The 25,914-nt window shown below is 42.0% G+C and carries 29 protein-coding genes and 1 pseudogene; 24 read left to right on the top strand and 6 right to left on the bottom strand.

Features of this window, described 5'->3' with window-relative positions; all coding sequences use genetic code 11:
- Positions 1–111: 111 nt before the first annotated feature.
- From ACZ43M_RS22805 to kapD, 3 genes are all read left to right on the top strand, one after another.
- The gene (locus ACZ43M_RS22805; RefSeq protein ID WP_464504798.1) at positions 112–360 is read left to right on the top strand and encodes a hypothetical protein; all 249 of its coding nucleotides are present in this window, start codon (positions 112–114) and stop codon (positions 358–360) included.
- 111 nt (positions 361–471) lie between these two features.
- On the top strand, positions 472–855 hold the full coding sequence (locus ACZ43M_RS22800; RefSeq protein ID WP_464504797.1) for a hotdog fold thioesterase: 384 nt from the start codon (positions 472–474) through the stop codon (positions 853–855).
- 280 nt (positions 856–1,135) lie between these two features.
- On the top strand, positions 1,136–1,756 hold the full coding sequence (kapD, locus tag ACZ43M_RS22795; protein ID WP_464504796.1) for a 3'-5' exonuclease KapD: 621 nt from the start codon (positions 1,136–1,138) through the stop codon (positions 1,754–1,756).
- 37 nt (positions 1,757–1,793) lie between these two features.
- Here kapD and kapB read toward each other — a convergent pair whose 3' ends face one another.
- The gene (gene kapB, locus ACZ43M_RS22790) at positions 1,794–2,177 is read right to left on the bottom strand and encodes a kinase-associated lipoprotein KapB (protein ID WP_464504795.1); all 384 of its coding nucleotides are present in this window, start codon (positions 2,175–2,177) and stop codon (positions 1,794–1,796) included.
- 118 nt (positions 2,178–2,295) lie between these two features.
- Between kapB and ACZ43M_RS22785 the strand changes: the two genes are divergently transcribed.
- The 5 genes from ACZ43M_RS22785 (at position 2,296) to gndA (ending at position 6,682) form a co-directional block, all read left to right on the top strand.
- Positions 2,296–3,039 carry a peptidylprolyl isomerase gene (locus ACZ43M_RS22785; protein ID WP_464504794.1) on the top strand — a complete coding sequence of 248 codons (744 nt, stop codon included), beginning with the start codon at positions 2,296–2,298 and terminating at the stop codon, positions 3,037–3,039.
- A 68-nt stretch (positions 3,040–3,107) separates the two neighbouring features.
- Positions 3,108–3,317, top strand: a complete 210-nt coding sequence (locus ACZ43M_RS22780; protein WP_464504793.1) for a hypothetical protein — start codon at positions 3,108–3,110, stop codon at positions 3,315–3,317.
- Positions 3,318–3,509: 192 nt separating this feature from the next.
- Positions 3,510–3,809: a hypothetical protein gene (locus ACZ43M_RS22775; RefSeq protein ID WP_464504792.1), complete on the top strand. Its 300-nt coding sequence runs from the start codon at positions 3,510–3,512 to the stop codon at positions 3,807–3,809.
- 124 nt (positions 3,810–3,933) lie between these two features.
- Positions 3,934–5,139 (top strand): alanyl-tRNA editing protein, encoded by a 1,206-nt coding sequence (locus ACZ43M_RS22770; protein ID WP_464504791.1) that lies wholly within the window; start codon positions 3,934–3,936, stop codon positions 5,137–5,139.
- 130 nt (positions 5,140–5,269) lie between these two features.
- On the top strand, positions 5,270–6,682 hold the full coding sequence (gndA, locus tag ACZ43M_RS22765) for an NADP-dependent phosphogluconate dehydrogenase (protein ID WP_464504790.1): 1,413 nt from the start codon (positions 5,270–5,272) through the stop codon (positions 6,680–6,682).
- 42 nt (positions 6,683–6,724) lie between these two features.
- Here gndA and ACZ43M_RS22760 read toward each other — a convergent pair whose 3' ends face one another.
- On the bottom strand, positions 6,725–7,888 hold the full coding sequence (locus ACZ43M_RS22760; RefSeq protein WP_464504789.1) for a MalY/PatB family protein: 1,164 nt from the start codon (positions 7,886–7,888) through the stop codon (positions 6,725–6,727).
- Between the two features lie 89 nt (positions 7,889–7,977).
- On the opposite strand from ACZ43M_RS22760, the gene ACZ43M_RS22755 reads away from it, so the two are divergent.
- Positions 7,978–8,241 carry a DUF1871 family protein gene (locus tag ACZ43M_RS22755; protein ID WP_464504788.1) on the top strand — a complete coding sequence of 88 codons (264 nt, stop codon included), beginning with the start codon at positions 7,978–7,980 and terminating at the stop codon, positions 8,239–8,241.
- A 179-nt stretch (positions 8,242–8,420) separates the two neighbouring features.
- Here the strand turns inward: ACZ43M_RS22755 and ACZ43M_RS22750 are convergent.
- Positions 8,421–8,627 (bottom strand): annotated as a pseudogene (locus tag ACZ43M_RS22750) (helix-turn-helix domain-containing protein); the annotation flags it as partial.
- Positions 8,628–8,830: 203 nt separating this feature from the next.
- Here ACZ43M_RS22750 and yugI point away from each other — a divergent pair.
- The 6 genes from yugI (at position 8,831) to ACZ43M_RS22720 (ending at position 15,312) form a co-directional block, all read left to right on the top strand.
- Entirely contained in the window at positions 8,831–9,229 is a 399-nt protein-coding gene (gene yugI, locus ACZ43M_RS22745) for a S1 domain-containing post-transcriptional regulator GSP13 (protein ID WP_464504787.1), read from the top strand.
- Between the two features lie 144 nt (positions 9,230–9,373).
- Positions 9,374–10,573: an ornithine--oxo-acid transaminase gene (locus tag ACZ43M_RS22740; protein ID WP_464504786.1), complete on the top strand. Its 1,200-nt coding sequence runs from the start codon at positions 9,374–9,376 to the stop codon at positions 10,571–10,573.
- Positions 10,574–10,638: 65 nt separating this feature from the next.
- Positions 10,639–11,910 (top strand): Glu/Leu/Phe/Val family dehydrogenase, encoded by a 1,272-nt coding sequence (locus ACZ43M_RS22735; RefSeq protein ID WP_464504785.1) that lies wholly within the window; start codon positions 10,639–10,641, stop codon positions 11,908–11,910.
- 125 nt (positions 11,911–12,035) lie between these two features.
- A complete protein-coding gene (locus tag ACZ43M_RS22730; protein WP_464504784.1) occupies positions 12,036–13,199 on the top strand; it encodes an iron-containing alcohol dehydrogenase in 1,164 nt (387 codons plus the stop codon).
- Between the two features lie 259 nt (positions 13,200–13,458).
- Positions 13,459–14,808 carry a glucose-6-phosphate isomerase gene (locus ACZ43M_RS22725; RefSeq protein WP_464504783.1) on the top strand — a complete coding sequence of 450 codons (1,350 nt, stop codon included), beginning with the start codon at positions 13,459–13,461 and terminating at the stop codon, positions 14,806–14,808.
- 96 nt (positions 14,809–14,904) lie between these two features.
- Positions 14,905–15,312, top strand: coding sequence for a YugN-like family protein (locus tag ACZ43M_RS22720; RefSeq protein ID WP_464504782.1), 408 nt, complete (start codon positions 14,905–14,907; stop codon positions 15,310–15,312).
- Between the two features lie 2 nt (positions 15,313–15,314).
- Here the strand turns inward: ACZ43M_RS22720 and ACZ43M_RS22715 are convergent, their stop codons facing one another.
- The gene (locus ACZ43M_RS22715) at positions 15,315–16,301 is read right to left on the bottom strand and encodes a potassium channel family protein (RefSeq protein WP_464504781.1); all 987 of its coding nucleotides are present in this window, start codon (positions 16,299–16,301) and stop codon (positions 15,315–15,317) included.
- Between the two features lie 203 nt (positions 16,302–16,504).
- On the opposite strand from ACZ43M_RS22715, the gene ACZ43M_RS22710 reads away from it, so the two are divergent.
- From ACZ43M_RS22710 to ACZ43M_RS22695, 4 genes are all read left to right on the top strand, one after another.
- Entirely contained in the window at positions 16,505–16,675 is a 171-nt protein-coding gene (locus ACZ43M_RS22710) for an aspartyl-phosphate phosphatase Spo0E family protein (RefSeq protein ID WP_464504780.1), read from the top strand.
- 102 nt (positions 16,676–16,777) lie between these two features.
- The gene (locus tag ACZ43M_RS22705; RefSeq protein ID WP_464508094.1) at positions 16,778–18,448 is read left to right on the top strand and encodes a DUF6044 family protein; all 1,671 of its coding nucleotides are present in this window, start codon (positions 16,778–16,780) and stop codon (positions 18,446–18,448) included.
- An 18-nt stretch (positions 18,449–18,466) separates the two neighbouring features.
- A complete protein-coding gene (locus ACZ43M_RS22700) occupies positions 18,467–19,501 on the top strand; it encodes a glycosyltransferase family 2 protein (protein ID WP_464504779.1) in 1,035 nt (344 codons plus the stop codon).
- A gap of 107 nt (positions 19,502–19,608) precedes the next feature.
- On the top strand, positions 19,609–20,235 hold the full coding sequence (locus ACZ43M_RS22695) for a LysE family transporter (RefSeq protein ID WP_464504778.1): 627 nt from the start codon (positions 19,609–19,611) through the stop codon (positions 20,233–20,235).
- 222 nt (positions 20,236–20,457) lie between these two features.
- Here the strand turns inward: ACZ43M_RS22695 and ACZ43M_RS22690 are convergent, their stop codons facing one another.
- Positions 20,458–21,798 (bottom strand): amino acid permease, encoded by a 1,341-nt coding sequence (locus ACZ43M_RS22690; protein ID WP_464504777.1) that lies wholly within the window; start codon positions 21,796–21,798, stop codon positions 20,458–20,460.
- A gap of 450 nt (positions 21,799–22,248) precedes the next feature.
- Between ACZ43M_RS22690 and ACZ43M_RS22685 the strand changes: the two genes are divergently transcribed.
- Positions 22,249–23,007: a TraR/DksA C4-type zinc finger protein gene (locus ACZ43M_RS22685; RefSeq protein ID WP_464504776.1), complete on the top strand. Its 759-nt coding sequence runs from the start codon at positions 22,249–22,251 to the stop codon at positions 23,005–23,007.
- A gap of 50 nt (positions 23,008–23,057) precedes the next feature.
- Here ACZ43M_RS22685 and ACZ43M_RS22680 read toward each other — a convergent pair whose 3' ends face one another.
- Positions 23,058–23,261 carry a DUF4025 domain-containing protein gene (locus tag ACZ43M_RS22680; protein WP_464504775.1) on the bottom strand — a complete coding sequence of 68 codons (204 nt, stop codon included), beginning with the start codon at positions 23,259–23,261 and terminating at the stop codon, positions 23,058–23,060.
- Between the two features lie 99 nt (positions 23,262–23,360).
- Between ACZ43M_RS22680 and ACZ43M_RS22675 the strand changes: the two genes are divergently transcribed.
- The 4 genes from ACZ43M_RS22675 to ACZ43M_RS22660 all read left to right on the top strand — a co-directional run bounded on the left by ACZ43M_RS22675 (position 23,361) and on the right by ACZ43M_RS22660 (position 25,713).
- Positions 23,361–23,498 (top strand): hypothetical protein, encoded by a 138-nt coding sequence (locus ACZ43M_RS22675; RefSeq protein ID WP_464504774.1) that lies wholly within the window; start codon positions 23,361–23,363, stop codon positions 23,496–23,498.
- 101 nt (positions 23,499–23,599) lie between these two features.
- Positions 23,600–24,496, top strand: coding sequence for a cation diffusion facilitator family transporter (locus tag ACZ43M_RS22670; RefSeq protein WP_464504773.1), 897 nt, complete (start codon positions 23,600–23,602; stop codon positions 24,494–24,496).
- A 134-nt stretch (positions 24,497–24,630) separates the two neighbouring features.
- Complete coding sequence (locus ACZ43M_RS22665; protein WP_464504772.1) at positions 24,631–24,753, top strand: hypothetical protein; 123 nt, start codon at positions 24,631–24,633, stop codon at positions 24,751–24,753.
- Between the two features lie 21 nt (positions 24,754–24,774).
- The gene (locus ACZ43M_RS22660) at positions 24,775–25,713 is read left to right on the top strand and encodes a magnesium transporter CorA family protein (RefSeq protein WP_464504771.1); all 939 of its coding nucleotides are present in this window, start codon (positions 24,775–24,777) and stop codon (positions 25,711–25,713) included.
- Positions 25,714–25,914: the final 201 nt, after the last annotated feature.

Raw genomic sequence — 25,914 nt, 5'->3', positions numbered from 1 at the left:
CATCAAGAGCGTAAATAAAAATTCTTAGGCTAAGCCCGCCCACTCAAAACCCCTTTCTTTCGCATATGAAATAGTGTAGGCAAACAGCTTAGAAAAGGAGGTTAGGCCTTCATGTACCCTTATTATCGAAGCCCATATCCGGTCCACGATCAAAGATTTATCGGAGGCTGGGGATTTGGCTTGCCGCTAGCAATTGGCGGGCTTAGCTTTTTAGGCGGATTAATTGGCGGCGGTCTAGGTGCTTCATTAGCTATACGTCCTCCATATTATCCGGGTTTTGGCTATCCGGGCTTCGGATACCCAGGCTACGGTGCGGCAGGATTTGGAGCACCAGGATTCGGCGCACCATATTATTACTAATTGTTGAAAAAGCAGCTCAGGCAGGGCTGTTTTTTCTGCATATTAAACAGGAAAATTCTGAAAGTAAGAGAATACATATACTATGCAAACTACATAGCGGAGGGGAAAAGGATGATTGAAAACACATTAATTCAAGCATTAGGGATTCAAATTACCCATTATGAAAAGGGAAAAGTAGTTGCCACCATGCCAGTGGATGAACGGACCCGCCAGCCATACGGAATCCTTCATGGCGGAGCATCCGTTGCGCTGGCCGAAACAGTGGCAAGTATGGGAGCATTTGAATTGGTTGATCAGGAAACAGAAATTGTCGCCGGTCTTGAAATTAACGCAAACCATGTGCGTTCAAAGAGTGAAGGAATTGTTACAGCGGTCGGAACCGTACTCCACCAAGGCAGAACAACACAGGTTTGGGATATTAAAATTACGGATGAACAGGACCGCCTAATTTGTGTTTCAAGATGTACCATGGCTGTTATAAAAAAGAAAAACTAACACAAAGGGGGTGGATAAATTTTCCTCCTCCCTTTTCCTTAGCTAATAGGAAGAACTAAATTTTCCAAATTTAATTCTTCCTAACGCATAAATTCAACTAAGCTTCTGTCTTCGTCCTAACGGACTTGCCAATCGGCAAGTTGTCATTTATATTGTGTAAAAATTTAAAAAATTTACTTGCATTTCGTGGTATAATGTATGGTATAAGCACAATTTTTTGTACAGGTTTCTCTATATAATGTAATAAACTTAGTTTAAGGAAAGGTGGTGAATCAAGGAGATGGCAAAGCGGCAGCATTTATTTATTGATTTTGAATTTACAATGCCGGAGCGAAATGGCCGAATGAAGGATTTCTTTGCGGAAATAATCGAGGTTGGGATTGTTGCCGTTGTTGATGATGTGGTGATCGAGCAGTTTTCTTCGTTTGTAACTCCGCTTAAATTCCCAAAGCTATCCGAACGTTGTAAGTCATTCTTACATATTTCTCAGCAGCAAGTCGACACGGGGCTATCGTTTTTTGAGTTTATCCGCAAACTGGAAGAATTTAATAAAACCAATCTTGAAACCACCATCATTACCTGGGGAAATATGGACATGAAGGTGCTGCGCCAAAATTGTTTGGCGGCAGGGGTAGCATTTCCGTTTAATGCCCATGAATTGGATCTTTCGATGGAATATAAAAGATTTTTTGGCGACCAGAATCAAACGGGTCTCTGGAAGGCGGTTCAGGAATATGGGAAAGAAGGAACAGGAAGGCACCACCGGGCACTTGATGATGCCTTGACTACCTACAATATATTCAAGTTGGTGGAAAAGGATAAACGCTATTTGGAGAAACCCAAGCCAACCACAATTGGCGACCGAATTGATTTTTCTAAACTATTAAATGAATTCGCTTAAAAGGCCAAATCACTTAACCCGATTTGGCCAAAATTATTTACTGTTTAAAATAATCCTTCTCTAATGATGCGAGTGCGGTTAAACTCATCTCCGCCCATTTCGTGCCCATTTCCTGCAGATCATTTCGCATCTTCTCGGTTGCTTCTCGTAACGATTGTCCATAGTCCGGGATTTCCTCATCATAAGGTTTAACCATTTGTTTTGGAATATTTGCCTGCTCCCGATAACTTAACGCCTTTCGTTCATGAAAAATTAGAACATCAGCATCTTTTGGATTATGTAAATCGCCCTGCATTGGATGTTTGGCTACCGCTAATACCCTTATTAAGTAATGCTGCGGACGCACATCGGTAATTTCCCCGATATATTTCCCTGTTTTATAAATCCCTGTTACTTTATCACCTATTTGAAATTCCGTCACAACTCACACTCCCAATCATTTTGTTTCTTCTTCCATTTTAGTGTAAAAAAGACTAAATTAAAAACATAGTGCAAAAATTTTTCATTTCGATTAAAGTGAAAAAATGGAGGGAAGATAAATGAGAAAGTATTTACAGATGTTGTTTGTATTACTATCCATTGTTCTGATGTTAGCAGCATGCGGAACTGCTGAAAAGGAAGATGGACAGAAGCAGAAAAGTGCTTCTCCTAAAACGGAACAAAAGAGAGGAGATCAGCAAGTGGCGAATACTGTCTATCCACAGCTTTCAACGGAAGTAGCCGAAAATGAAAGACTTGTGGAAATGGAAACCTCAATGGGAAATATAAAAATAAAGCTATTCCCTGAAGGCGCGCCAAAGGCCGTGGAAAACTTTATTAAGCATAGCGAAGAAGGCTATTATGATGGTCAGATTTTTCACAGAGTTATCAAGGATTTCATGATTCAAGGCGGCGACCCAAATGGGAACGGTACTGGCGGAGAAAGCATTTGGGGCGTACCGTTTGAAGATGAATTTTCCAATAATCTGTTCAATATTCGCGGCGCTTTGTCGATGGCCAATGCCGGTGAAAACACAAACGGCAGCCAATTTTTTATCGTCCAAAGCAATAAGCTTGATCCGTCTATGAAATCCCAAATGGAACAAATTGATACCTATACAAAAGAGATTATTGCTGCCTACGAGAAACTAGGTGGTACGCCGTGGCTTGATCATCGTCATACTGTGTTTGGACAAGTCATCGAGGGAATGGATGTTGTTGACAAAATTGCTGACACTCCAGTTGACGGAAAGGACAAGCCGGAGACTGATGTAATTATTAAGGGTATTAAGGTATTAAAATAATTGGTCTGAACCCTTTTTATTGTTATAATTTCTTTAGAGCACGTCTCTCTAAAGAAAGGAAAGATAACATGTTTCAGTCATTAGTTCTGTCACTGTTCTTATACTTCCCAGAAGATAAGTCTGAATATATTCCAGCTGCCATCAGCTTTGCGATTTTTTTTATTGCCTGCATTTTTACGATGAAATTCATCATCAAGATTTCGAAACGGGAAGCTGAAAAAGCAAAAGAACTCGAAGAGCAAATTAAAAAAAATCAATTCACACAAAAGAACAGTTAATAGCGCTGTTCTTTTTTCTTTGCATTATTGTGTTTTCAATAGTCACATGCCGGGTCATTCCAAATGAATCTAAATATATCTTTTAAGCTTCCGGTAGGGATTAGCCCTTTTTTCTGTTTATAGGTATCAATCTATGCTTATCCCAAAAATGGTACATACACTACCATTGAGACTTAATAGGAGGGATCTTTAATGGAAAAAAGACAATTTGGTGCTATGCCAGGAATGCAAATGGGCTTTCCACAACAAATGGGTGGATTCGGACAGCCGGGCTTTCCGCAAATGGGGGGCTACCCACAAATGGGCGGTTTTCAGCAATATCCGCAAATGGGAGGTTACCACTACCACTACCCGCATATGGGAGGCTTCGGTCAGCATGGTTACCCACAAATGGGCGGCTTTCCGCAACAAATGGGCGGCGGTTTCCAACAAGGGTTTCCGGGCCAAATGATGAATCCATCCATGGGACAGCGAAAAAAAGATAAGAAGTAATATGAACTTTTAAATCCAGGTAACGTATTTGCCTGTTCCTCTAACACGGGAACAGGTTTTTAAGCTTGATTTCTTTTCTTTTTTTATTGAAAATGAGGGTATATAACTTTGATAGGAGAAAAATATGATAAATGCAAAATTATATTATCGGGACCCATACATAAATACATTTCATGCTGAAGTATTAAAGCAGGAAAGAGATCAGGAAGGCAACTGGTATGTAGTTTTAAATCAAACGACATTTTATCCAACCGGAGGCGGTCAGCCATTTGATACCGGAACCATCGCTGGCCAAAGTGTTATAAATGTCGAAGAAATAGACGGCGAGATTCGCCATTATCTCAATGCGCCCCCAGCAAACGTAAACGAACAGGTTGAAGGAATGGTTGATTGGGACCGGCGATTTGACCATATGCAGCAGCACCTTGGCCAGCATATTTTATCGGCGGCGTTTGAGCAATTATTTGATTACGAAACAATCGGGTTCCACTTGGGAAACGAGATTGTAACCATCGATCTTGATACCGATGTACTGACAGAAGTAGATGTTGAAAAAGTTGAGGAACTGGCAAATCAGATTATTTTGGAAAACAGGCCAGTTGAGGTCAAATGGGTGACACAGGCAGAATTAACCCAATATCCGCTTCGGAAAGAAACAAAGGTCAAAGAGAATATCCGGCTTGTCATCATTCCTGAATTTGATTATAACGGCTGTGGCGGCACCCACCCGAAAAGCACAGGAGAGGTTCGGGCAATAAAAGTCCTCGACTGGGAACGGCAAAAGAAAAAGGTAAGGCTGCAATTTATTTGTGGTGACCGTGTAATTAACCAATTCGGTAAAAAACAAAAGTTGCTGCTCCAACTGACAAAGCTCCTCAACGCGCCAGAACAAGACATGGAACAAATAGTAATCAGGCTGTTGGAACAACGGAAGGCAGTTGAGAAATCAGTAGAACAGCTTCAAGAGGAGCTGCTGGAATACGAAGCAAAGGACCTGATTGAAAAACATAAGCCTACCCAGGTCATCAAGGAAGTTTTTCAAAATCGCACCATTCAGGAATTACAAAAGCTTGCCCGAATGGTAATAGCAAGGGATGAACAGGCTATCGTTTTACTTGTTTCGGAGCAACATGACAGGCTTCAGCTTGTTTGCGCCAGGGGTTCAGCTAGAACAGAAAACATGAAGAACTTGGCACAATCATCATTTGCGCTGATTAATGGAAAGGGCGGCGGCAATGATTCCTTTGCACAGGGCGGAGGGCCTGCAGTAGTCTCTGGTTCTGAGCTTCTTTGCCAATTATTGGAGTCGTTGAAGGAGTTTTCACGGTAAGATTGCCGGATGAACTTGCAAACTGGGTAAATACTATAGGTAAAAGTGCTATCGTTTTATTAATGAAATGTTTTCACTTATAATATGAGTTTATGAAGGATCTATTAGCACCTTGAAGGGATGATACAGATTGAAAAAACAACAAGTAGGTGTTGTCGGAGTCGGCGTCATGGGTCGAAGCCTTGCCTTGAATTTTGAAAGCAAAGGATTTTCAGTCGCAATCTATGACCTCTCCACCGAGAGAGTTAATGAAATCTTGGAGCACCATCACGAGAAAAATATTGTCGGTACAGCTGATATCAAAGAATTTATACAGTCGTTGGAGACTCCACGGAAAATCCTATTAATGGTCAATGCCGGTGTCATAACCGATAAAGCAATTCAGTCGCTGCTGCCACATTTGGATCAAGGCGACATTCTAATTGATGGCGGAAACAGTTACTACAAAGATACAATCCGCCGCAACACAGAGCTTGCTGAAAAAGGAATTCTATTTATTGGCGCCGGGGTTTCCGGTGGTGAAGAAGGAGCGCTGACAGGCCCGGCGATTATGCCAAGCGGACAGGAGGAAGCTTATAAACATGTCGGCCCACTGCTGACGGCAATTTCTGCCAAAGTAAACGGGGAGCCGTGCTGTACATATATTGGACCAAATGGGGCCGGACATTACGTGAAAATGGTTCATAACGGCATTGAATACGGTGATATGCAGCTGATTTGCGAGTCCTATCATTTAATGAAATCTCTGCTCGGGTTGTCAGCGAATGAGCTTCATGAGGTTTTTAAAGACTGGAATCAGGGTGAGCTTGACAGCTATTTAATTGAAATCACCGCTGATATCTTTACAAAAATGGATAAGGAAACCGGGAAGCCATTGGTCGATGTCATTCTTGATACGGCCGGCCAAAAAGGGACCGGGAAGTGGACCAGCCAGAGTGCGCTAGACCTTGGTGTTCCATTATCAATGATTACCGAATCGGTATTCTCCAGGTTCCTGTCCGCGATGAAGGCAGAGCGGGTGAAAGCAAGTGAGGTTTTAAAGGGGCCAAGCGAGAATAAGTTCGTTAGCAATAAACCAGAGTTTATTGAATTAATTCGCAAAACCTTGTACTTTAGCAAAATTATTTCCTATGCCCAAGGCTTCACACAATTCAAGGTCGCTTCCCAGGAATATGAGTGGAATTTAAAACCGGGCGAAATTGCGAAGATTTTCCGGGGTGGCTGCATTATCCGGGCTGGTTTCCTGCAAAATATTATGGATGCCTATGACCGAAATCCAGATTTGGATAATTTGCTGCTAGATAGCTATTTCCAATCGGTTGCTGCTGATTATCAGGATGCAGCGAGGGAGGTAGTAGCAACTGCGGTTAAAGCCGGTATTCCAGTTCCGGGACTTTCAAGTGCATTGGCATATTACGATAGCTACCGGACTGCAGTGCTGCCGGCAAACCTGCTTCAGGCACAGCGCGATTATTTTGGGGCCCATACTTATCAGCGTGTCGATAAAGAAGGTACCTTCCATACAGAATGGCTGGAAAAATAAGATTGAAAAGAACCCGCATATTGACTATGCGGGTTCTGCTTTTTATTTGAATGCTTTTTTAAGCCGCTTCATTCCCTCGATTACATCTGCCTTTGGACAGGCGATATTTACTCTTACGAAGCCTTCTCCACCTGGCCCGTATTTTGGCCCCGGTTCAAGTGCAAGTTTACCTTTTTGGATAAGCGCCTCTCGCAGCTGCTCATCGCTTAACCCGAGCTTACGGCAATCGAGCCATAGCAGATATGTTCCTTCTGCTTCAATACAGGTAATCTCCGGAAGATGCTCCTGCAGGAAAGATAAACAATAGTCTTTGTTTTCTTGTAAATAATCAATAAGCTCGTCAAGCCATTCCTCGCCCTCACGATAAGCCGCTTCCATTCCAGTGCTGGCAAAGACATTTAACGAAAAAGCCCCATGACGGTTTAATGTGTCATTAAATTGTTTCCGTAAATTCTCGTTTTTAATGATGGCAGCAGATGCCTGCAGCCCAGCGAGATTAAACGTTTTGCTTGGCGCAATAAAGGTAATCGTTTTTTCAGCCAATTGCTCATTTAAGGAGGCGATTGGAATATGTTTGTATTGCTTATAGATGAGGTCCGAATGAATTTCATCGGAAATAATTAAGCAATCATATTGCAGGCACAATTCACCAATTTTTTGAAGCTCCTCCCTTGTCCAGACACGGCCAGCCGGGTTGTGCGGATTACATAACAAGAATAGTTTACAGCCTTCCTTTAGTGCATTCTCAAAGTGATTAAAATCAATACTGTACCTATCCCCTTCGAGTGCAAGAGGAGAATTGACAACGACACGGTTATTTTTTTCAATCATATTGAAAAATGGGGTATAAACGGGAGATTGCAGCAGCACTCGATCCCCTTCGTTCGTAAACGACTGAATCGCCGTACTAATTGCTTGAACAACCCCGCCGCAATAGGAGAGCCAAGAAGGCTCGATTTTCCACTGGTGCCGTTTTTCGAGCCAGTCTGTTATCGCCGTTGCTGTAGAGACAGAAACAAAGGTGTAGCCAAACACTCCGTGTTCGACCCGTTTTTGTAAAGCATTAATAACGGCCTGCGGCGGCTTAAAGTCCATATCGGCTACCCACATTGGCCATAAATCGGCTTCCCCAAAGACTTCTTTCGTAAGCTCCCATTTGACGGATGACGTCTGGAGTCTGTTAACCTTTTCATCAAACCTTGACATTAGAGATCCACCACCTGAAATAATTTAAAACCCTCTACTTCCTATGATAAGATATTTTTATCAAATGGAAAAATAATAGGAGCTAAAACATGAGAAAAGAAGTGGAAACGAATTTACAGCTAGTTGATATTTTAAATGAGTGGGATCCATTCCGACTGGGAAATGGCAGTTATGAAACAGAAATAGCCGATGTTATTCAAGCGGTTCATGAATTAGACGAACCGGCTAAGCTGGCACGAAGAATCCAAAGTATCTATGAATTTTCGTTTGAAAAAATAATTCCGCTTGAAAACTGTCGGAAGGCAGCGGACCAACTGTTAATCATTAAGGCAAATGACTCCTGCTCCATGTAAGGGCAAAAAAAAGCGGACAAACCATTATGGTGAGTCCGCTCAAAAAGGGGGGAATACTAGAAAGCTTATGACATCAGGTTATCCAGATTTTCCCTCCCTTATACTCTATAAAAATAAAAAAGCGGATATTTTTTCCGCTTTTCAAGGTTAATCATGTGATATTACTGTAGTTGGTTATTTAAAAGCTCGGCAGCAGGTATATCTAAAACAGTAGACAATTTTAAGATTGTTTGAGTACTTGGAATTTGTTCTCCAGATTCATACTTCTCGATCGTGTGCGTGCCTACCCTAACCTTTTGGGCTAATTCCTCCTGGGTCAAGTTAAGACGTTTCCGTTCTTCTTTAATAATTTGACCGATCGATCTCATCCTGTCCACCTCTTTTATAAAAGATAGTTTCTCACTATTATTTTATCATGTGAACAGTTTGTTTTTTCATTCTCAAATTGAACATTGTGTTAAGCTTTTTTGACACTTCCTGTTTTTATCACTTTTAGCATTGATTGTTTTTTGATTCAAACAGCTTAATATGATATAATTTTATAATGCGTATAAAAGGGTACTAAAATTTATTTACTAGGAGTGTTTTCATGACAGAAAAAATCGAAACTGGAAGTATATTAACGGGTAAAGTTACAGGAATTCAACCGTATGGAGCGTTCGTGGCATTGAACGGAAATACGCAAGGACTTGTTCATATTTCGGAAATCACGCACGGATATGTAAAGGATATTAATGACCATCTAAAAGTAGGTGACGAAGTACAGGTTAAGGTATTATCAGTTGATGAAGCAGCTGGAAAAATCGGCCTGTCCATTAAGGCAACCGAAGAACCACCTGTACAACAAGTAGTAAAAGCGAAGCGCCCAAGAAAGCGCCAAGCCGCTGCCATCGTTCCAGAACTTGAAGGCCAGCAAGGTTTCAACACCTTAAAGGATAAACTTCAAGAATGGATTGACCAATCACAGCGTGAAGAAATTAAAAAATAAATGATTACAGCCTGATTCCTAAACAGTGGGGAGTCAGGCTTTTTTTAAATTTAAAAAGTTTTGTGAACTGTTCATTCTTTTGTTCTGCTAGGCTACAATAAATATGTGTGTACATAAATAAGTTCAATTTGGAGGGGATTTTTTATGGCGACAAAGATTAATTCACAAGAAATAATTGAAGTAACGGATAAGTACGGTGCCCACAATTATCATCCGCTGCCAATCGTGATTTCAAGTGCGGAGGGTGTTTGGGTGAAAGACCCGGAAGGCAATAAATACATGGATATGCTAAGCGCCTATTCAGCAGTCAACCAAGGACACCGTCATCCGAAAATCATTCAGGCATTGAAAGAACAGGCAGACAGAGTGACTTTAACATCCCGTGCATTCCATAATGATCAGCTTGGTCCATGGTATGAAAAAATCTGCAAAATGACCAATAAAGAAATGGCATTGCCTATGAACACTGGTGCAGAAGCAGTCGAAACCGCCTTTAAAGCAGCGCGGCGCTGGGGCTATGATGTAAAAGGGATTGCAGAAAATCAGGCGGAAATAATCGGCTGTATCGGCAACTTCCATGGACGTACGATGACAGCGGTGTCATTGTCTTCTGAAGAGGAATATAAACGCGGGTTTGGCCCAATGCTGCCAGGCATCAAGCTAGTGCCATATGGAGATTTAGAGGCATTGAAAGCGGCAATCACCCCAAACACTGCAGCATTCTTGGTGGAACCGATTCAAGGAGAAGCCGGAATTGTCATTCCTCCGGAAGGCTATATTAAGGCAGCATATGACCTCTGCAAAGAAAACAATGTGTTGTTTATTGCGGACGAAATTCAAGCTGGTCTGGCCCGGACTGGAAAAATGTTTGCCTGTGAATGGGAAGGCATCCAACCGGATATGTATATTCTCGGTAAAGCGTTAGGAGGCGGGGTTTTTCCAATCTCCTGTGTGGTTGCAGACAAAGATATTTTGGGTGTCTTTAATCCAGGCTCTCATGGGTCAACGTTTGGCGGGAATCCAATGGCTTGTGCAGTATCGATAGCTGCGCTGGATGTCCTTGTTGATGAAAAACTTCCCCAAAGATCATTGGAGCTTGGTGAATACTTTATTAGTAAATTAAAGGAGATCAACAATCCAATTATTAAAGAAGTGCGGGGACGCGGATTGTTTATCGGGGTGGAACTTACTGAGGCTGCCCGTAAATATTGTGAAAGATTAAAAGACCTTGGGCTGTTATGCAAGGAAACCCATGACAGTGTCATTCGGTTTGCACCACCACTAGTAATCACCAAGGAAGAGCTTGACTGGGCAATTGAACGGATTAAGAAGGTATTAGGATAAAGTTTGTTAGGGCAACATCCCTAATATAGTTGAAAAATAATCGCGGATAAACCAGGGGTGCCAATATGGGGAATCTTGATGGAGATGGAAAAGAGAAAGAGACGTTAAGCCTTCTTACATCAACACAGGTTGTGGTACGTGATGCATTAACAAAGCTTGGTTACAAACAGGACATGTATCATATACTCGCCGAACCGCTGAGAACTATTAAGGTCAGAATCCCTGTGAAGATGGATGATGGTTCGACGAAGCTGTTTACCGGTTTTAGGGCCCAGCATATTGATGCGTTAGGGCCGACAATAGGAGGAGTCCTGTTTCATCCAAGGGTAAGCGAAGAGGAAATTAAAGCATTAGCAGTGACGATGAGCCTGAAATGTGGAATTGCCAACTTGCCATTTGGAGGAGGAAAAGGCGGAATTATTTGCAATCCTCGGACCATGTCGATGGGGGAACTGGAACGGTTAAGCCGGGGATACGTTCGGGCTCTCAGCCAGGTTATCGGCCCGACTAAGGATATCCTGGCACCTGATATATATACAAATTCACAGATTATGGCCTGGATGTTGGATGAATACAGCGCCCTGCGCCAATATGCTTCTTCCGGGTTTATAACCGGGAAGCCTCTTGTTCTTGGCGGTTCGGAATGCCGAGAAATCGCCGGAGCAAAGGGGGCTGCTATCTGCATTGAGGAAGCAGCCAAGAAAAAGGGAATAAAATTAAAGGGTGCGCGGGTCATTATTCAAGGCTTTGGGAATGCCGGCAGCTTTATTGCCAAGTTTCTGCATGAAACAGGGGCCATCATTGTCGGTATTTCTGATGTATACGGCGCTCTCTATGAACCTGGCGGATTAAATGTTGAGTATTTGTTAAAGCGACGTGACCAGTTTGGTACAGTGACGACCCTTTTTGATGGAGTAATAAGCAATGAGGAACTACTGCAACAGGACTGTGATATTTTGGTTCCTGCGGCCGTCTTTAATCAAATTACTGCTGACAATGCTGCTAACATAAGAGCAAAAATTGTTGTGGAAGTAGCCAATGGTCCGACAACACTGGAAGCTACAAGAATACTATCCCAACGGGGAATTCTGCTTGTTCCCGATGTGCTAGCAGGTGCCGGCGGAGTAACGGTTTCTTACTTTGAATGGGTCCAAAACAATCAAGGCTATTTTTGGGAGAAGGAAGTGGTCACCGAACGATTGAGGGAAAAACTGGTTACTTCCTTTAACGTCGTGTACGAATTGGCTAAAACACGTAATGTCAATATGCGGCTGGCTGCATACATGGCCGGTGTTAGAAAAATGGCAGAAGCTTCGTTTTTCCGCAGCTGGGTATAATATTTTTTTGAGGAAAGATTAAAATATGACCTGGTCGAGGCAAGTTTCCCTGATCGGTAATAAGCGGAAATTTTGCAATTAGAGGATTCTGCAATGATAATGGTAAACGAAGGATGGTGTTGAATGTGCAAAACTTTGTTTTTCAAAATCCAACGAAATTAATTTTTGGAAAAGACCAGCTCGTTTCTTTAAAATCAGAGGTTCCGAAGTACGGGAACAAAGTACTGTTAGTTTATGGCGGAGGCAGCATCAAGCGGTCCGGTCTTTATGATGGGGTGCTGGCCCTATTAAATGAAATTGGAGCACAAGTCTTTGAACTTCCTGGAGTGGAACCTAACCCGCGTGTATCAACGGCTCGAAAAGGTGTTGAAATTTGCAAACAGGAAGGTGTAGATTTTATCCTGGCAGTGGGCGGCGGCAGTGTCATTGATTGTACAAAATTGATTGCTGCCGGTGCAAAATATGACGGCGATCCATGGGATCTCGTAATTAAAAAAGCTGCTGCAAAAGAAGCACTTCCATTTGGTACTGTGTTAACGTTGGCGGCAACCGGTTCGGAAATGAACTCCGGTTCTGTCATTACCAACTGGGAAACAAATGAAAAATACGGTTGGGGCAGCCCGCTGACTTTCCCAAGATTTTCAATCCTTGACCCGGTAAACACCTTTACTGTTCCGAAAAATCAAACTATCTATGGAATTGTAGACATGATGTCACATGTTCTTGAACACTACTTCCATTTGGAAGAAAAAACAGATTTTCAAGACAGAATGTGTGAATCGCTGCTAATCACCGTTATGGAAACAGCGCCTAAGCTGCTTGAGGATTTGGAAAACTACGATCATCGAGCAACAGTACTATATTGCGGGACAATGGCGTTAAATGGAATGCTAAACATGGGTTATCGGGGTGACTGGGCGACCCATAATCTCGAGCATGCGGTTTCTGCTGTTTATGACATTCCGCATGGCGGCGGACTGGCAATCCTGTTCCCGCATTGGATGGAACACAATCTTCATGTGAAGCCGGAACGTTTCCAACAGCTGGCTGTGAGGGTATTTGGTGTTGATCCGGAAGGTAAGACTGCAGAAGAAACAGGTCTGGAAGGCATTCGTAAACTCCGCGAGTTCTGGAACAGTATTGAGGCTCCGTCAAGGCTGGCGGATTACGATATTGATGACAGTAAGCTTGAATTAATGGCTGATCGTGCAATGGTCAACGGAGAATTTGGTAATTTCACCAAACTGAATAAAGACGATTGCCTGGCAATTTACCGGGCATCCCTATAAAAATGGGGCTCAGGCTGGTTAGTCTGGGCCTTTTTAAATGGGAATCGAGAGAAAAAACTGCCTATGCGAGAGTAAAATCCGCTTATACGAGAGTAAAATCCGCTTATCCGAGAGTAAAATTCATTTAAACGAGAGTCATGCTTCGGTTTTGTAAATATTTTATCGAAATTGGGTACGCTTACATAAGGGGCTTCGCCTTGATTATCTCTCTCTCATTGTATAAAGTGATTATAGTAAATAAAAGAATGGAGGATCATATATGACACACGTTCGTTTTGATTACTCAAAAGCTCTCTCCTTCTTTGGAGAACATGAACTTACATACTTACGCGATGCCGTCAAAGTGGCACATCATTCCCTGCATGAAAAAACAGGGGCAGGTAATGACTTTTTAGGCTGGGTTGAACTGCCAACAAACTATGACAAGGAAGAGTTTTCCCGAATCCAAAAAGCTGCGGAAAAAATTAAGTCAGACTCCGATATCCTGATTGTAATCGGTATCGGCGGCTCCTATTTGGGGGCACGGGCTGCGATTGAGATGCTTCAGCATAGCTTCTACAATGCCCTGCCAAAGGACAAGCGCTCCACTCCGCAAGTTATTTTCGCCGGAAATAATATTAGCTCTACATACATGAGAGATATTATGGATCTCCTTGATGACAAAGATTTTTCAATTAACGTCATTTCCAAGTCAGGTACAACAACAGAACCTGCAATTGCCTTCCGGATTTTCCGCAAGCTATTGGAAGAAAAGTATGGTGTCGAAGAGTCTCGTAAACGAATTTACGCCACAACGGACAAAGCAAGGGGCGCGTTGAAAACACTGGCAACAGAAGAAGGCTATGAAACATTTGTCATTCCTGATGATGTTGGCGGCCGCTATTCCGTGTTAACTGCAGTTGGCTTGCTGCCAATCGCCGTCAGTGGTGCCAACATTGAAAAAATGATGGAAGGTGCCGCTAAGGCCCAGGAAGATTTCGGACATTCCGAGCTTGAGGATAATCTTGCTTATCAATATGCCGCTGTAAGAAATGCCCTTTACAACAAAGGAAAAACAATTGAAATGCTGATTAACTATGAGCCAGGGCTGCAATATTTCTCCGAGTGGTGGAAGCAGCTATTCGGTGAAAGTGAAGGCAAAGACCAAAAGGGTATTTTCCCTTCATCGGCTAATTTTTCTACCGACCTTCACTCATTGGGCCAATACATACAGGAAGGGCGCCGCGATTTATTTGAAACCATCATTAAGGTTGAAAAGCCGCGTCATGAACTGACTATTGAAAAAATGGATAATGACCTCGATGGACTGAATTATCTTGCCGGTGAGACCGTGGATTTTGTTAATAATAAAGCCTTCCAAGGCACGATGCTTGCTCATACCGACGGAGGCGTGCCAAATCTGATCGTGAATATTCCAGCAATGGATGAATATACTTTCGGCTATCTTGTTTACTTCTTTGAAAAAGCATGCGCCATGAGCGGCTATCTGCTTGGAGTCAACCCATTCGACCAGCCGGGCGTAGAGGCATACAAAGTGAACATGTTTGCCCTCCTTGGTAAACCTGGTTTTGAAGAGAAAAAGGCAGAGCTTGAAAAACGGTTAAAATAAAAATATTGAGAAAGTGCTCGACCATTTTAGGTCAGCACTTTTTTTAATTTCCATTTTGGGAAAACTAAAATGAATTATGTAAGGGGGTATCGTAAAATGATTGAATTACCATCAAAAGTGGAAGGCAAGCAGTTTGATTTGTATAAGCTCGAACAAAAATTAAAACCAATCGGGTATTCGATTGGCGGTAATTGGGACTATGACAATGGATCATTTGATTACAAAATCAATGAGCATGATGGCTATCAGTATTTAAGGCTGCCGTTTCATGCCGTCGATGGCCAGTTGGATGTGCGGGGCTGCACGGTCGAGCTACGCAGGCCGTTTCTGCTATCTCACCAATTTGAGGCAGGAATCGACCAGCAGGGCACTGCCGGCGTTTTTTCAGGAAGCTTTAGCCAGTTTCAAGAGCCTGAAGACAAGGATGCTAATCTTCCTGACCGTTACAAAGAAATTGGTCAAACGCTTGTTGCTGAATTGGAGTCAGTTCTTCTATCGGATTAACATTATTTTATTGTTAAAAGCTGATCCATTTCTTCAAGTTTCATCGTATGGGGAGGATTCAAGATGGTTTCCTCTCCTCTTTTAATACCGAGTACAACTAACCCTTCCGCTAACCTCTCTTCACACAATAATCTAAAGGATTTCCCAATTTCCTCCTTGGAAACAGACTTGGTCGTTACCCGGCTTTCCTCCAATTGATTGACAATATCTGAGAGAAGCCCGTCTCCATTGGAATGCAGGCTGTTAACCATGAAAACACTCGTTAATTTATTGGATTGAATTACCTCATCAGCCCCAGCTCTTTTTGCATTTACAACCTGCTCAGCTGTTAAAATCTCGACAATACATTTTACATTGGGGCATAGACCTTTTATCGTCAATAGGGTAAGAATGCTATTCATATCGGCTTGCAGTTCGTTGTTGCCGCGGTCGGCGGTGATAAGCACCTTTTCTGCATTTTTAATATCACTTTTCATCACTGTATCATCCACATGTGCCTTTCCTTGGATAAAGTGGACATATCTTGAAGGCACTGGATTCTCCTCCAATGTTTCATCAATGAGAACAATCATTTGCGGATAAGACAGGTTTGTCAGCTTATTAACCAACTCCCGCGACCGTTCATTCCAGCCGATAATAATAATATGGCCTTTACCTTTAAACGGGATTTTCCCTTCGGCAAAAGCGTCCTGCTTTTTAACAGCTGCAGCAGCCAACGTCCCGAAATAGGAAGATACAAAGCCGACACCAAACAAGATTAAAATTAAGGCAGTCACTCTTCCTAAAAACGAGTGCGGCACAAAATCTCCATATCCGACAGTTGAAGCAGTAATGATGGCCCACCAAATCCCATCAAAAATCGTTGGGAAGGTATCAGGCTCCAAGAAATGAATCGATATGCCGAAAATCAAAAATACCAGGATAGCAATTAGCAGGATTCGCACAAGTAGCGGCATACGCAGAAAGTGAATATACAAACGGTTTGTCAAAGGTGCACCTCATTTCTAACGTCACCTCATTATTATTTACGAAAAAATCCCATCTAATAATGTTCGAGAGTTATTTTTCGGCAATGGTGGTTGTCACAAAACCTTCAATATTTTTAAAAAAAGTACCTTGTATAAACTGTCCAAAACTTGTAAATTATGTTTAGTAACATGTAAATAGTCATAATAGGAGAAGAGGTTGCGACATGGAAGCTAGTATGAATCCCCTGTTAAGTAGCATTGAAAAAACTAGAACGGAAATGATACAACTGGCTTTTCAATTTGGGTATTCCAATCCAACCGTTGTCCAATGCAGTCAGAAACTTGATTCGTTATTAAATACATATCAGTCAAATGAAAAACCTTCCCATCATTAGGGAAGGTTTTTTTATGCCTCTGCAAAGGAATAATTTTCAGTGGTTAAGCAAACTTTAAAGGGAAAATGAACCATTCTGTTATGAGGTGCGAGCGAAGTGATTATGGAAACAAACAAAGAGAAAAGGTATATCCTCTTTGCCCTGCTAGTTCTGGCAGTCTATCTTTCTCCGTTATTTATTCTGCAGGAGAATGCCCATATCCGCGTCCATGACAATCTCGATTCAAATTTGGCATGGTATAAGGTGCTATCGCGAAGCGGGGAAATATTTGGCGGTGTCGAAGGGGTAATTCCGCAAATCATTAATGGCGTTTTGTCACGGAATGCATTTGGAACGGAATATAGCATAATTGTATGGCTTCACTCCCTCCTTCCGACCATGATTGCCTATGGAGTAAGCCAGGCATTGACGAGAGCTGCCGCTTTTTTTGGAATGTATTTGCTCCTGAAACAGCATCTGCTCCCTGGTGAGAGATGGACAGCAGTCAATATTATGGCCGCCCTAGCGTTTGCTTTGACCCCGTTCTGGCCATCGGGGATGCTTAGCACATTGGGGATGCCGCTTGCGCTTTGGGCGTTGCTAAATATTCGGTGTGGTCAAGGGTCGATGAGAGATTATGTTGTGCTCACACTCATCCCACTTTATGCAAGTATTGTGTTAGGTTTTTTCTTTTTCCTTAGTGCCATGGGGGTTTTTTGGCTGACAGATGTCATCCGAAAAAAGGGCTGGAACCTGCCGTTCCTTGCCGCCATTGCCTATATGACGTTTGTGTTTATGCTGGTGGAATACAGATTGGTTTACTCGTTCCTGTTTAAGGGAGAGCCTAATAGCCGCGATGAATACTTTCATGCCCATCTGCCTTTTTGGGGTGCAGTACGGTTGGCGATTAAAAACTATGTTGTTGGCCATACCCATGTGCTAACAATGCATACCTTATTTATCCTGCCTGCCACATTCATCGCCATCTACTTTATTATTTCTAAAAAACTTTGGCAGCAGGAACGGATTTTTGTGTTTTTATTCTTGTTGAATATTCTTTTGTCACTTTGGTATGCATTTTGGTTTTATGAGGGCTGGCAGCCTCTGACGAAGAGATTTCATTTCATGGATACATTTAATTTTGCCCGTTATCATTTCTTACGGCCGATGGTGATCTACGCAAGTTTTGCGCTAGCATTAAAAATCATCATGCTTCAAGGAATTCATTGGAGGAAAACAGCCAAGTGGGTGGCAGTTCTGCAAATTGTGCTTCTTGGACTTTCTAATGACGAAATACTCTACAGGGAAAAGCCCTCGGTTAAAGAGTTTTACGCAGAAGAATTGTTCACTGAAATCAAAAAGCATATTGCACTGCCTCAGGAAGAATACCGGGTAGCAAGCATCGGCATTCATCCGGCCATTGCGCAGTTTAACGGCTTTTACACTCTCGATACCTACAATAATTTTTATCCATTAAGCTATAAACATCAATTCCGGAAAATAATTGAAAAGGAATTGGCAAAAAATAAAACGATTCGAAAATATTTTGACAAGTGGGGCGGCCGCTGTTATATCTTTACGGCCCAACTTGGAAAACGTTATATGATTAAAAAGGATTCCAAACGGAGACTAAAAAATTTAGAGCTCAATATGGATGTATTTAAGGGAATGGGCGGCCGCTATATTTTTTCCGCACTGCCAATCGATAATGCTGCAGAAAATCAACTAACACTTGAGAGAGTGTTCCAGTCAAAAACATCAGCCTGGAAGATTTACTTGTATAAGACTTTTTAACATCGGGGGTAATAGCAAATGACGGAGCCTGTCCTTACGATTGTTGTACCGTGTTATAACGAGGAAGCTGTTTTGCCGATGACTATGGCGGCGCTGACGCAATTGCTGGAAGATTTGATTGCCGAGTCACTTATTTCCGGGCAAAGCAAGCTTCTGTTTGTCGATGACGGAAGTAGGGATATAACGTGGGAATTGATTTATAAAGAGGGATTGCGAAATAATTTTGTCCGCGGCTTGAAACTGGCGCGCAATGTCGGTCACCAGAATGCTCTGTTGGCAGGATTAAAGGCGGCTAAGGAACGCTCCGATTGCGTCGTATCCATTGATGCTGATTTGCAGGATGATATTGGGGTCATCCGTGAGTTCATGGTTAAATTTCATTCAGGTTGTGACATTGTTTATGGTGTCCGCAAAGGCCGGGAAAGTGATACATTTTTTAAACGAAGCACCGCGCAAGGCTTTTATAAAATCATGAAGAAGCTGGGTGTCGACCTGGTTTACAATCATGCCGATTTCCGGTTAATGAGTAAGCGGGCATTATATGAACTGGAGCGTTTTAAAGAGGTGAATTTATTCTTGCGCGGCATTGTTCCGCTGATTGGCTTTCGGACGAGCGTCGTGTATTATGACCGCTTGGAAAGGCAGGCAGGTGAAACCAAATATCCATTAAAAAAGATGCTCGCCTTTGCCTTTGACGGGATTACTTCGTTTTCAGTGTCCCCAATCAGACTGGTGTTGGTGGTCGGCTTTGTGTCTTTTTTGATGAGTCTCGTGTTTGGCAGCTATTTTTTAATGCTGAAATTTACCGGAAATACCGAGACAGGATGGACATCGCTGATTACTTCGATTTGGCTAATAGGCGGCCTGCAGTTAATTGCCATCGGCTTGATTGGTGAGTATGTCGGAAAAATATACAAGGAAACAAAGCAGCGGCCGAAATTTATCGTTGATATTGATACATTAAATCTGCCGGTGCCAAGACGGCATTTATTGGAGCAAGATGAATTGTTCCATCAGCTTGACTATCGAAAAATATCGGAAACAAATCAATAGTGAAATAAGGGCTTCCTAGGCGGGAGGCTCTTTAATTTTGTTGTCGTACAACCCCCTGTTTCTGAATACATATTTGTAGACAGGCTATTGGGGGGGGCTGATTGAGAATGAACGTATTTTTGAGTTATATTTTGTTGGGATTATCGCTGGCTGCACCAATTGGTCCAATTAATGCAGCACAAATTGACCGTGGAATTCGCAACGGCTTTATGCACTCATGGCTAATAGGCGTTGGCGCCGTTATTGCCGACGGTGTTTACATGTTAATTGTTTACATAGGTGTGGTCAGCTTTCTAAAAACGGAATTTATGCAGACATTTTTGTGGCTGTTTGGTTTTTTTGTACTCAGTTATACAGGGATAGAAGCGATTCTAAATGCGGGAAAGGTTCATTTGTCGGAATACCGGGGAAAGGAACCGTTACTAAAGTCATTTCTGACAGGATTTCTAATGTCCATTTCCAATCCATTAACGATCTTGTTTTGGCTGGGTATCTACGGGTCTGTTTTAGCCAAGACAGCAGCAACGTACGACACCAGCCAATTGGTGATTTACAGCAGTGCCATTTTTATCGGTTTATTGCTTTGGGATATCACGATGGCCGGGGTTGCCAGCAGCTTTCGCAAATTTCTTACGTCACGGCTGTTAGTTGGGATTTCCCTTTTATCAGGCATTTCGATGATCGGTTTTGGTATTTACTTCGGTGTGCAGGCGTTTCAAACACTATTTGGGTAATGAAAAAAGCTGGCAGGTTGAAATTGGTTACTTAGGCTGCCAGCCTTTTTATGATATATTTTAGATTTCGCCGAAATCACGTGTTATTTCGCTAACATTTAGGTGTATTTCGCTAAACTAAGTCAACATTTCGCCGAAATGGGGATTTATTTCGCGATACCCACCATATATTTCGCCAAACCATTTTTTACAGGCACCTTTTGATTCTCTAAGCTTACGACATTAAGCTGTCGGCCAAGGTTTCAGTACCTGTTTCTTATGCTTTTTCCATTTCGCATTCATAATTAATGTAATCGTCCCAATAACACCGAGAAACGCCAAACTGATAAAGAACCCCGGTCGGCTTGAATCATGGAACAAGGTGCCGCTTACAGCGATCAGAATCAGTATGATGCCAAGGTAATACTTGATAGAATCCCGCTTCTTAATTTTTAATACTTTCCTCGGAGAAGACAAAATAAACATCCAATTATACAAAAGCATTAACCCGGCCGCTGTTGTTATATACTCGTAAATCCGGTTTGGCATCACCAACGCGGAAACCACTGAGGCAGATATTCCAAGCATCGTCAAAATCAACGTTGGCAGAGGCACCTTCAGCTTCCCTGTTTTCCCAAAACTTTTGGGAGCATCACCTTCTTTGGCTAAGGTCACCAGTACACTCGTGACACCGTAAAGTGAAGCCACCATCGTCGAAAACCCGGCAATAATCAACGCGCCATTAAAAATATGCGGCACAAATGAAAGATTGAATGCATCCAGGGCGATGACAAACGGGCTTTCTTTGGCATTGAATTTATTCCACGGCACCATTGTCACTGCCAGACCAATTGAAACGGCATAGATAAACATAAGAGAAAACAGCATAACCCGGCCTGCTTTTGGTGCCTCCTTTGGATTCTTTAATTTTGTGGCCATTAAGCCGAGAATTTCAATCCCGCCAAAGGCATAAAAAGCAAAAATGACCGCGGACCATAATCCGACCACACCGCCTGGCAGGAAATCCTTTTTGCTATCGGGATACTGAATCGGACGGTCACCATCAATTACCCCGAAAATCGCTAATAAAGCAATAATAATAAACATGAAGATGGCGGACACCTTTAAAACGGCCAGAATGTTTTCGAGCTTATTAAAAATCCCAACACCGATTAAAATAACCACTAGCCCCAAAATGGCGTATCCAGCCGCAAATAGCCAAAGCGGCACCTTGGGAAACCAAAAGCGGGAAAAAATCGACAGTGCCGTCATTTGGCTGCCCATAATCAGCACTTCGGAGCACCAGTAAACCCAACCGCTGCTAAATCCGGCCCACTTTCCGTACGCCTTCTTGGCATAAGAGCGGAAGCCGCCTTCGAGCGGTTCTTTCGCGGTCATTTTTGAAAGGGCATCAAAAACAATATACGTGCCAATGGCCGCAATGAAATAGCCGATTAATATCGAAGGCCCTGCCATCTTGATGGCCAGACTCGATCCTAGGAAGAAACCCGTTCCAATTGTGCAGCCAACCCCAAATAAGGAAAGCTGCCACCATTTAAGGTCGCCAGACGTTGATTTACCCATGAAAATGAATCCTCCTTGACTGGACATTTAAAAAGGTTGAGGGAACTAACCCCAACCTTAACTGAAAGTGGTTTATAGATTTCGTCCGGTAGCTCCCACAGATTTATCGGTGTTGCTTTGATTATTGTAGTCGCGGTCATTTAGGCCAGGTGGTTGATTTCTGTCACTCCCTAAATACTCCCCCTCATGATTCTTCTGAACCTTCCTGAATTTATCAAAGTTTTGATTTACCACAATAAACTCCCCTTTTCACGCCAAGATTTACTCTTTAAGATACTCGTAAACACCATTCTTATTCGGATTACTGGCAAAGCATCAGTTAGGTTTTTTATGGAATTATTTTTTTATTACATAAACAGCGCTTAAACAAATGAAACTATAGGAGAAATAGTTATTTTCTCGAAAAATTTGGATCGTGCCTGTCACTGTTGTCTTGAAAGGAGTATAACTATGTTATCAACAGAGCAGTTATCAAATCTGCGCTTACAATTATTAAAGGAAAAAGCTGAATTAGAGGAGCATTTGGACCAAAACGATAATTTAGGTTTTGACAGAGGGTTTTCCCATGAATCAATGGGCGAGTTATCCAGCTATGACAACCATCCTGCCGACGAAGGAACAGAGCTGTTTGAACGTGAAAAGGACAACGCACTCTTGGAGCACTATAAATTCCAGTTAGACGATATCAACAAGGCTTTGAATGCCATGGAAACGGGGACATATGGAAAATGCGAAGTGTGCGGTAGCGAGATTCCGCTAGAGCGTTTGGAGGCCCTGCCTAATACCACCTACTGCATTGAACATAGCCCTGACCAGGCCACTTCTCACAACCGCCCGGTGGAAGAAGGTGTTTTAATGCCGCCATTCGGAAAGTTTGACATGGATGAAAAGGACGAAAATGTCGCCTTTGATGCAGAGGACACCTGGCAAACAGTGGCCCAGTGGGGAACATCCGAAACCCCGTCTGATTTGGCATTCCCGCAGGATGATTACCAGGATGCTTATGTAGAAGCAGATGAGAATATTGGCTATGTCGAGGATTATGAAAATTTCGTCGGCAATGATATGTATGGAAAAAATCTCACTGTCTATCCAAATCCACAACATGAAAAATACGAAGAAGCTTTGGACGAGGAAGGAATCATGACAAGTTTTGGGGATTTACCGGCATATGAACATGACCCATATGTTGAGGAAGATGATAAATAAGAGGCAAAAAAAGAAAACAGCTTTCTAAAAAGAGAGCTGTTTTCTATGGCTTATTCTTTTGAGGAATGTAACGGGATTTCTTCTCCGCTATCAGTTTCCACGACGGCACCGATTTCACCTTCGGCATAAACGTCATTTACTTGCTCGTGAGTGGTGGCAAAGCCCTGGGACAGTTCATCGCTGTTGTGATAATAGCTTGGATGAAAGAAGCTGCCAGCGACCTCAGTACCTTTTTTCGGATCCTTTTTTTCCATGCGTCAACACTCCTTTTTGTAATCGATACAACAGTATTTTTTGTTTTTTTGAAAAGATTACTCTTACAAAAATTTTCTTTGAAAGGGAGCAGCTCAATTATGAAGAAACAAAACGATTTCCCGTCTCGGGAGGAACTGGATCAGGCTTTTCACTTTTTGCACGACCAAATTAATAAGATTTCTGTATTAGAAGAAATGGAAATGAATAAAAAAGAGGAAGAGGGGAATGAACAATAAGGTGGACTTGGAGAAAAGGGGCGGGGCGCCACAAAAGTATATTACACCATTGTATTTGATATGTACCGCTTTAAGTTTTTTTTGTAAAAGGATGGGGAAGCATGGTAGTAAGAGAAGTGTTGGCAAAAAAGATAGCCTGGATAAGCTTAATAAGCAATATTATCCTGACAATTGGCAAAATGGTGATTGGCTGGTTTGGAAATAGTGATGCGGTATTTGCCGATGGAATCCACTCCGCAGCGGATGTATTTGCCTCTGTCATTGTCCTTTTAGTGATTAAATTAGCCAATAAACCACCAGATGCAGAGCATCCCTATGGACATGGAAAGGCAGAGGTTATTGTATCAGGGATTGTCGGAATCCTGCTATTTCTCGTATCGATTTATGTGGTTTATGAAGGAGTTGCCAGTTTCTTTCATAAAGTGGAACTACCAAGCATGTTGGCAGTGTGGGTTGCCTTGTTTTCCTTCATTGCAAAATTAATTTTATATAAAAGCTCATTAAAAGTGGCAAAACAGAATAACAGTAAAGCGATTGAAGCGATTGCCTTTGACCATAAGGCGGATATTGTGGCCTCACTTGCCGCCGCTGTTGGGGTTCTGCTGTCGATATTGGGTGTCAGATTTGATATTCATTTATTGCTCTACGGAGACAAAGTGGCCAGTATTTTTGTTGCCTACCTTATTTTTAAAATAGCTAAAGAAATGCTGACGGAAGCATTTGATATCCTGCTTGAACGAAATATTAACAATGATACACTTCAAGAATATATTGCTATTATTGACGAATTCCCCGAAGTAAAGCGAATCGACCGCCTCCGGGCAAGAGAACATGGACATTACATTCTAGTGGATTTGCGGATTTCCATTGATCATTTTAAAACAATCAAGGAAGGACACGACCTAGCCAAGTCAATTAAACGAAACATGATGGATCATTACGATAATATTAGGGAGGTTTTAATTCATTTAAACCCTTATTTTCCGGAAGACACGTAATTTCCAAAAAATCTGGTTTGTACTTTATGAAGTTTGGGTTTATCATAGGTAATGGACATTAGCGGCTCTCTGCTTATCAAGGAGATGACGGCTAATATTAAATATAAAATGGTTGAAAGAAGGAGTTGATATTGTTGAGTTATTCAATGGATCCGGACCCAAGTAGTCCCGGGGAAGTCAATCTAATCTTGGACTTGATTGAATTGTCTGCTGCAAGAATATCAACTCTGCAAAGGATGGTTGGCTTCCTCAATTAAAAGCGGTGGGGAGGTTTTAACATGTTGGAGATTTTTAAAAGCACTGAAACTAGAATTCTAGAAAAAGTCGAATTTATTTCTAAGGGCTGCTGGGTCAATATATTCGCGCCGACAGCCGAGGAAATCGCCAGAGTGTCCAATGATGCTCAGGTCGATATCGATATTATTAAAGACGCGTTGGACGATGAAGAGCGTCCAAGGATTGAGCGTGATGATGGCCGTGTTTATATCATTGTTGACTTTCCTTATATTGTCCGGGATGAGACGGGTCTTGATGTTTATGAAACGATTCCAATCGGAATTATTTTAACAGATGAAAATATTATTACTGTTTCCCTAAAGGATTCCCCAATCATTGAAGAATTTCGAAAAAACCGGGTGAAAGAATTTTTTACGTTTAAAAAGACGCGCTTTGCCCTGCAATTATTATTTTTGATTTCATCTTATTACCTTCGTTACTTAAAGCAAATAAATAAGAAAACAAATGAAATTGAACGTGTTGTCCATCAATCATTGAAAAATAAAGAACTATACGCGTTTTTGGCCTTGGAAAAAAGCTTGGTTTATTTTACAACCTCACTTAAATCAAACAAGGTCGTGATGGATAAGTTACTGCGGTTTAACTATGTCAGGATGTATGAGGAAGATAAGGATATACTAGAGGACGTAATCATTGAAATCACACAGGCAATTGAAATGGCTGAAACGTATCACACCATCTTAACCGGGATGATGAACGCCTTTGCTTCGATTATTTCCAATAACCTAAACATCGTGATGAAGTTTTTAACCTCGATCACTATTATTCTATCATTCCCAACAATGGTATTCAGCTTGTACGGAATGAACGTCAAATTGCCATTCCAGCACAGCCCGCATGCGTTTTTAATCGCACTGGTGATTTGTAGCGTCCTGTCGACAATTACAGCGTTTATTTTTTGGAAAAAGAGATATTTCTAGATTATTAGATGAATAGATAAGACCGCTCCTTTTGATGAAGGGGCGGTTTTTTCCTGCTTTTACATAAAAAATTTTTCTTTTTGTTGGGTTGGTATATAAGGAAAATAAAAATTTTCCCAACATGAATAGGTTGACTGTTTTTGGTTTATAGGTGCCAATTGTAATGGAACTATGTGTCATTCGCGAAATTTTGAAATAATC

The organism is Neobacillus sp. B24, assembly GCF_055381825.1.
The sequence above is the reverse complement of the archived record's forward strand: the minus strand, read 5'-3'. Positions and strand labels throughout refer to the sequence as shown.

What these genes read in the sequence shown, in the direction of transcription:
- ACZ43M_RS22805 (WP_464504798.1), top strand. Translation starts at nt 112, where the DNA reads ATGTACCCTTATTATCGAAGCCCATATCCGGTCCACGATCAAAGATTT.
- ACZ43M_RS22800 (WP_464504797.1), top strand. Translation starts at nt 472, where the DNA reads ATGATTGAAAACACATTAATTCAAGCATTAGGGATTCAAATTACCCAT.
- kapD (WP_464504796.1), top strand. Translation starts at nt 1,136, where the DNA reads ATGGCAAAGCGGCAGCATTTATTTATTGATTTTGAATTTACAATGCCG.
- ACZ43M_RS22785 (WP_464504794.1), top strand. Translation starts at nt 2,296, where the DNA reads ATGAGAAAGTATTTACAGATGTTGTTTGTATTACTATCCATTGTTCTG.
- ACZ43M_RS22780 (WP_464504793.1), top strand. Translation starts at nt 3,108, where the DNA reads ATGTTTCAGTCATTAGTTCTGTCACTGTTCTTATACTTCCCAGAAGAT.
- ACZ43M_RS22775 (WP_464504792.1), top strand. Translation starts at nt 3,510, where the DNA reads ATGGAAAAAAGACAATTTGGTGCTATGCCAGGAATGCAAATGGGCTTT.
- ACZ43M_RS22770 (WP_464504791.1), top strand. Translation starts at nt 3,934, where the DNA reads ATGATAAATGCAAAATTATATTATCGGGACCCATACATAAATACATTT.
- ACZ43M_RS22760 (WP_464504789.1), bottom strand. Translation starts at nt 7,888, where the DNA reads ATGTCAAGGTTTGATGAAAAGGTTAACAGACTCCAGACGTCATCCGTC.
- ACZ43M_RS22755 (WP_464504788.1), top strand. Translation starts at nt 7,978, where the DNA reads ATGAGAAAAGAAGTGGAAACGAATTTACAGCTAGTTGATATTTTAAAT.
- yugI (WP_464504787.1), top strand. Translation starts at nt 8,831, where the DNA reads ATGACAGAAAAAATCGAAACTGGAAGTATATTAACGGGTAAAGTTACA.
- ACZ43M_RS22740 (WP_464504786.1), top strand. Translation starts at nt 9,374, where the DNA reads ATGGCGACAAAGATTAATTCACAAGAAATAATTGAAGTAACGGATAAG.
- ACZ43M_RS22735 (WP_464504785.1), top strand. Translation starts at nt 10,639, where the DNA reads ATGGGGAATCTTGATGGAGATGGAAAAGAGAAAGAGACGTTAAGCCTT.
- ACZ43M_RS22725 (WP_464504783.1), top strand. Translation starts at nt 13,459, where the DNA reads ATGACACACGTTCGTTTTGATTACTCAAAAGCTCTCTCCTTCTTTGGA.
- ACZ43M_RS22720 (WP_464504782.1), top strand. Translation starts at nt 14,905, where the DNA reads ATGATTGAATTACCATCAAAAGTGGAAGGCAAGCAGTTTGATTTGTAT.
- ACZ43M_RS22710 (WP_464504780.1), top strand. Translation starts at nt 16,505, where the DNA reads ATGGAAGCTAGTATGAATCCCCTGTTAAGTAGCATTGAAAAAACTAGA.
- ACZ43M_RS22705 (WP_464508094.1), top strand. Translation starts at nt 16,778, where the DNA reads ATGGAAACAAACAAAGAGAAAAGGTATATCCTCTTTGCCCTGCTAGTT.
- ACZ43M_RS22700 (WP_464504779.1), top strand. Translation starts at nt 18,467, where the DNA reads ATGACGGAGCCTGTCCTTACGATTGTTGTACCGTGTTATAACGAGGAA.
- ACZ43M_RS22695 (WP_464504778.1), top strand. Translation starts at nt 19,609, where the DNA reads ATGAACGTATTTTTGAGTTATATTTTGTTGGGATTATCGCTGGCTGCA.
- ACZ43M_RS22690 (WP_464504777.1), bottom strand. Translation starts at nt 21,798, where the DNA reads ATGGGTAAATCAACGTCTGGCGACCTTAAATGGTGGCAGCTTTCCTTA.
- ACZ43M_RS22685 (WP_464504776.1), top strand. Translation starts at nt 22,249, where the DNA reads ATGTTATCAACAGAGCAGTTATCAAATCTGCGCTTACAATTATTAAAG.
- ACZ43M_RS22680 (WP_464504775.1), bottom strand. Translation starts at nt 23,261, where the DNA reads ATGGAAAAAAAGGATCCGAAAAAAGGTACTGAGGTCGCTGGCAGCTTC.
- ACZ43M_RS22675 (WP_464504774.1), top strand. Translation starts at nt 23,361, where the DNA reads ATGAAGAAACAAAACGATTTCCCGTCTCGGGAGGAACTGGATCAGGCT.
- ACZ43M_RS22670 (WP_464504773.1), top strand. Translation starts at nt 23,600, where the DNA reads ATGGTAGTAAGAGAAGTGTTGGCAAAAAAGATAGCCTGGATAAGCTTA.
- ACZ43M_RS22660 (WP_464504771.1), top strand. Translation starts at nt 24,775, where the DNA reads ATGTTGGAGATTTTTAAAAGCACTGAAACTAGAATTCTAGAAAAAGTC.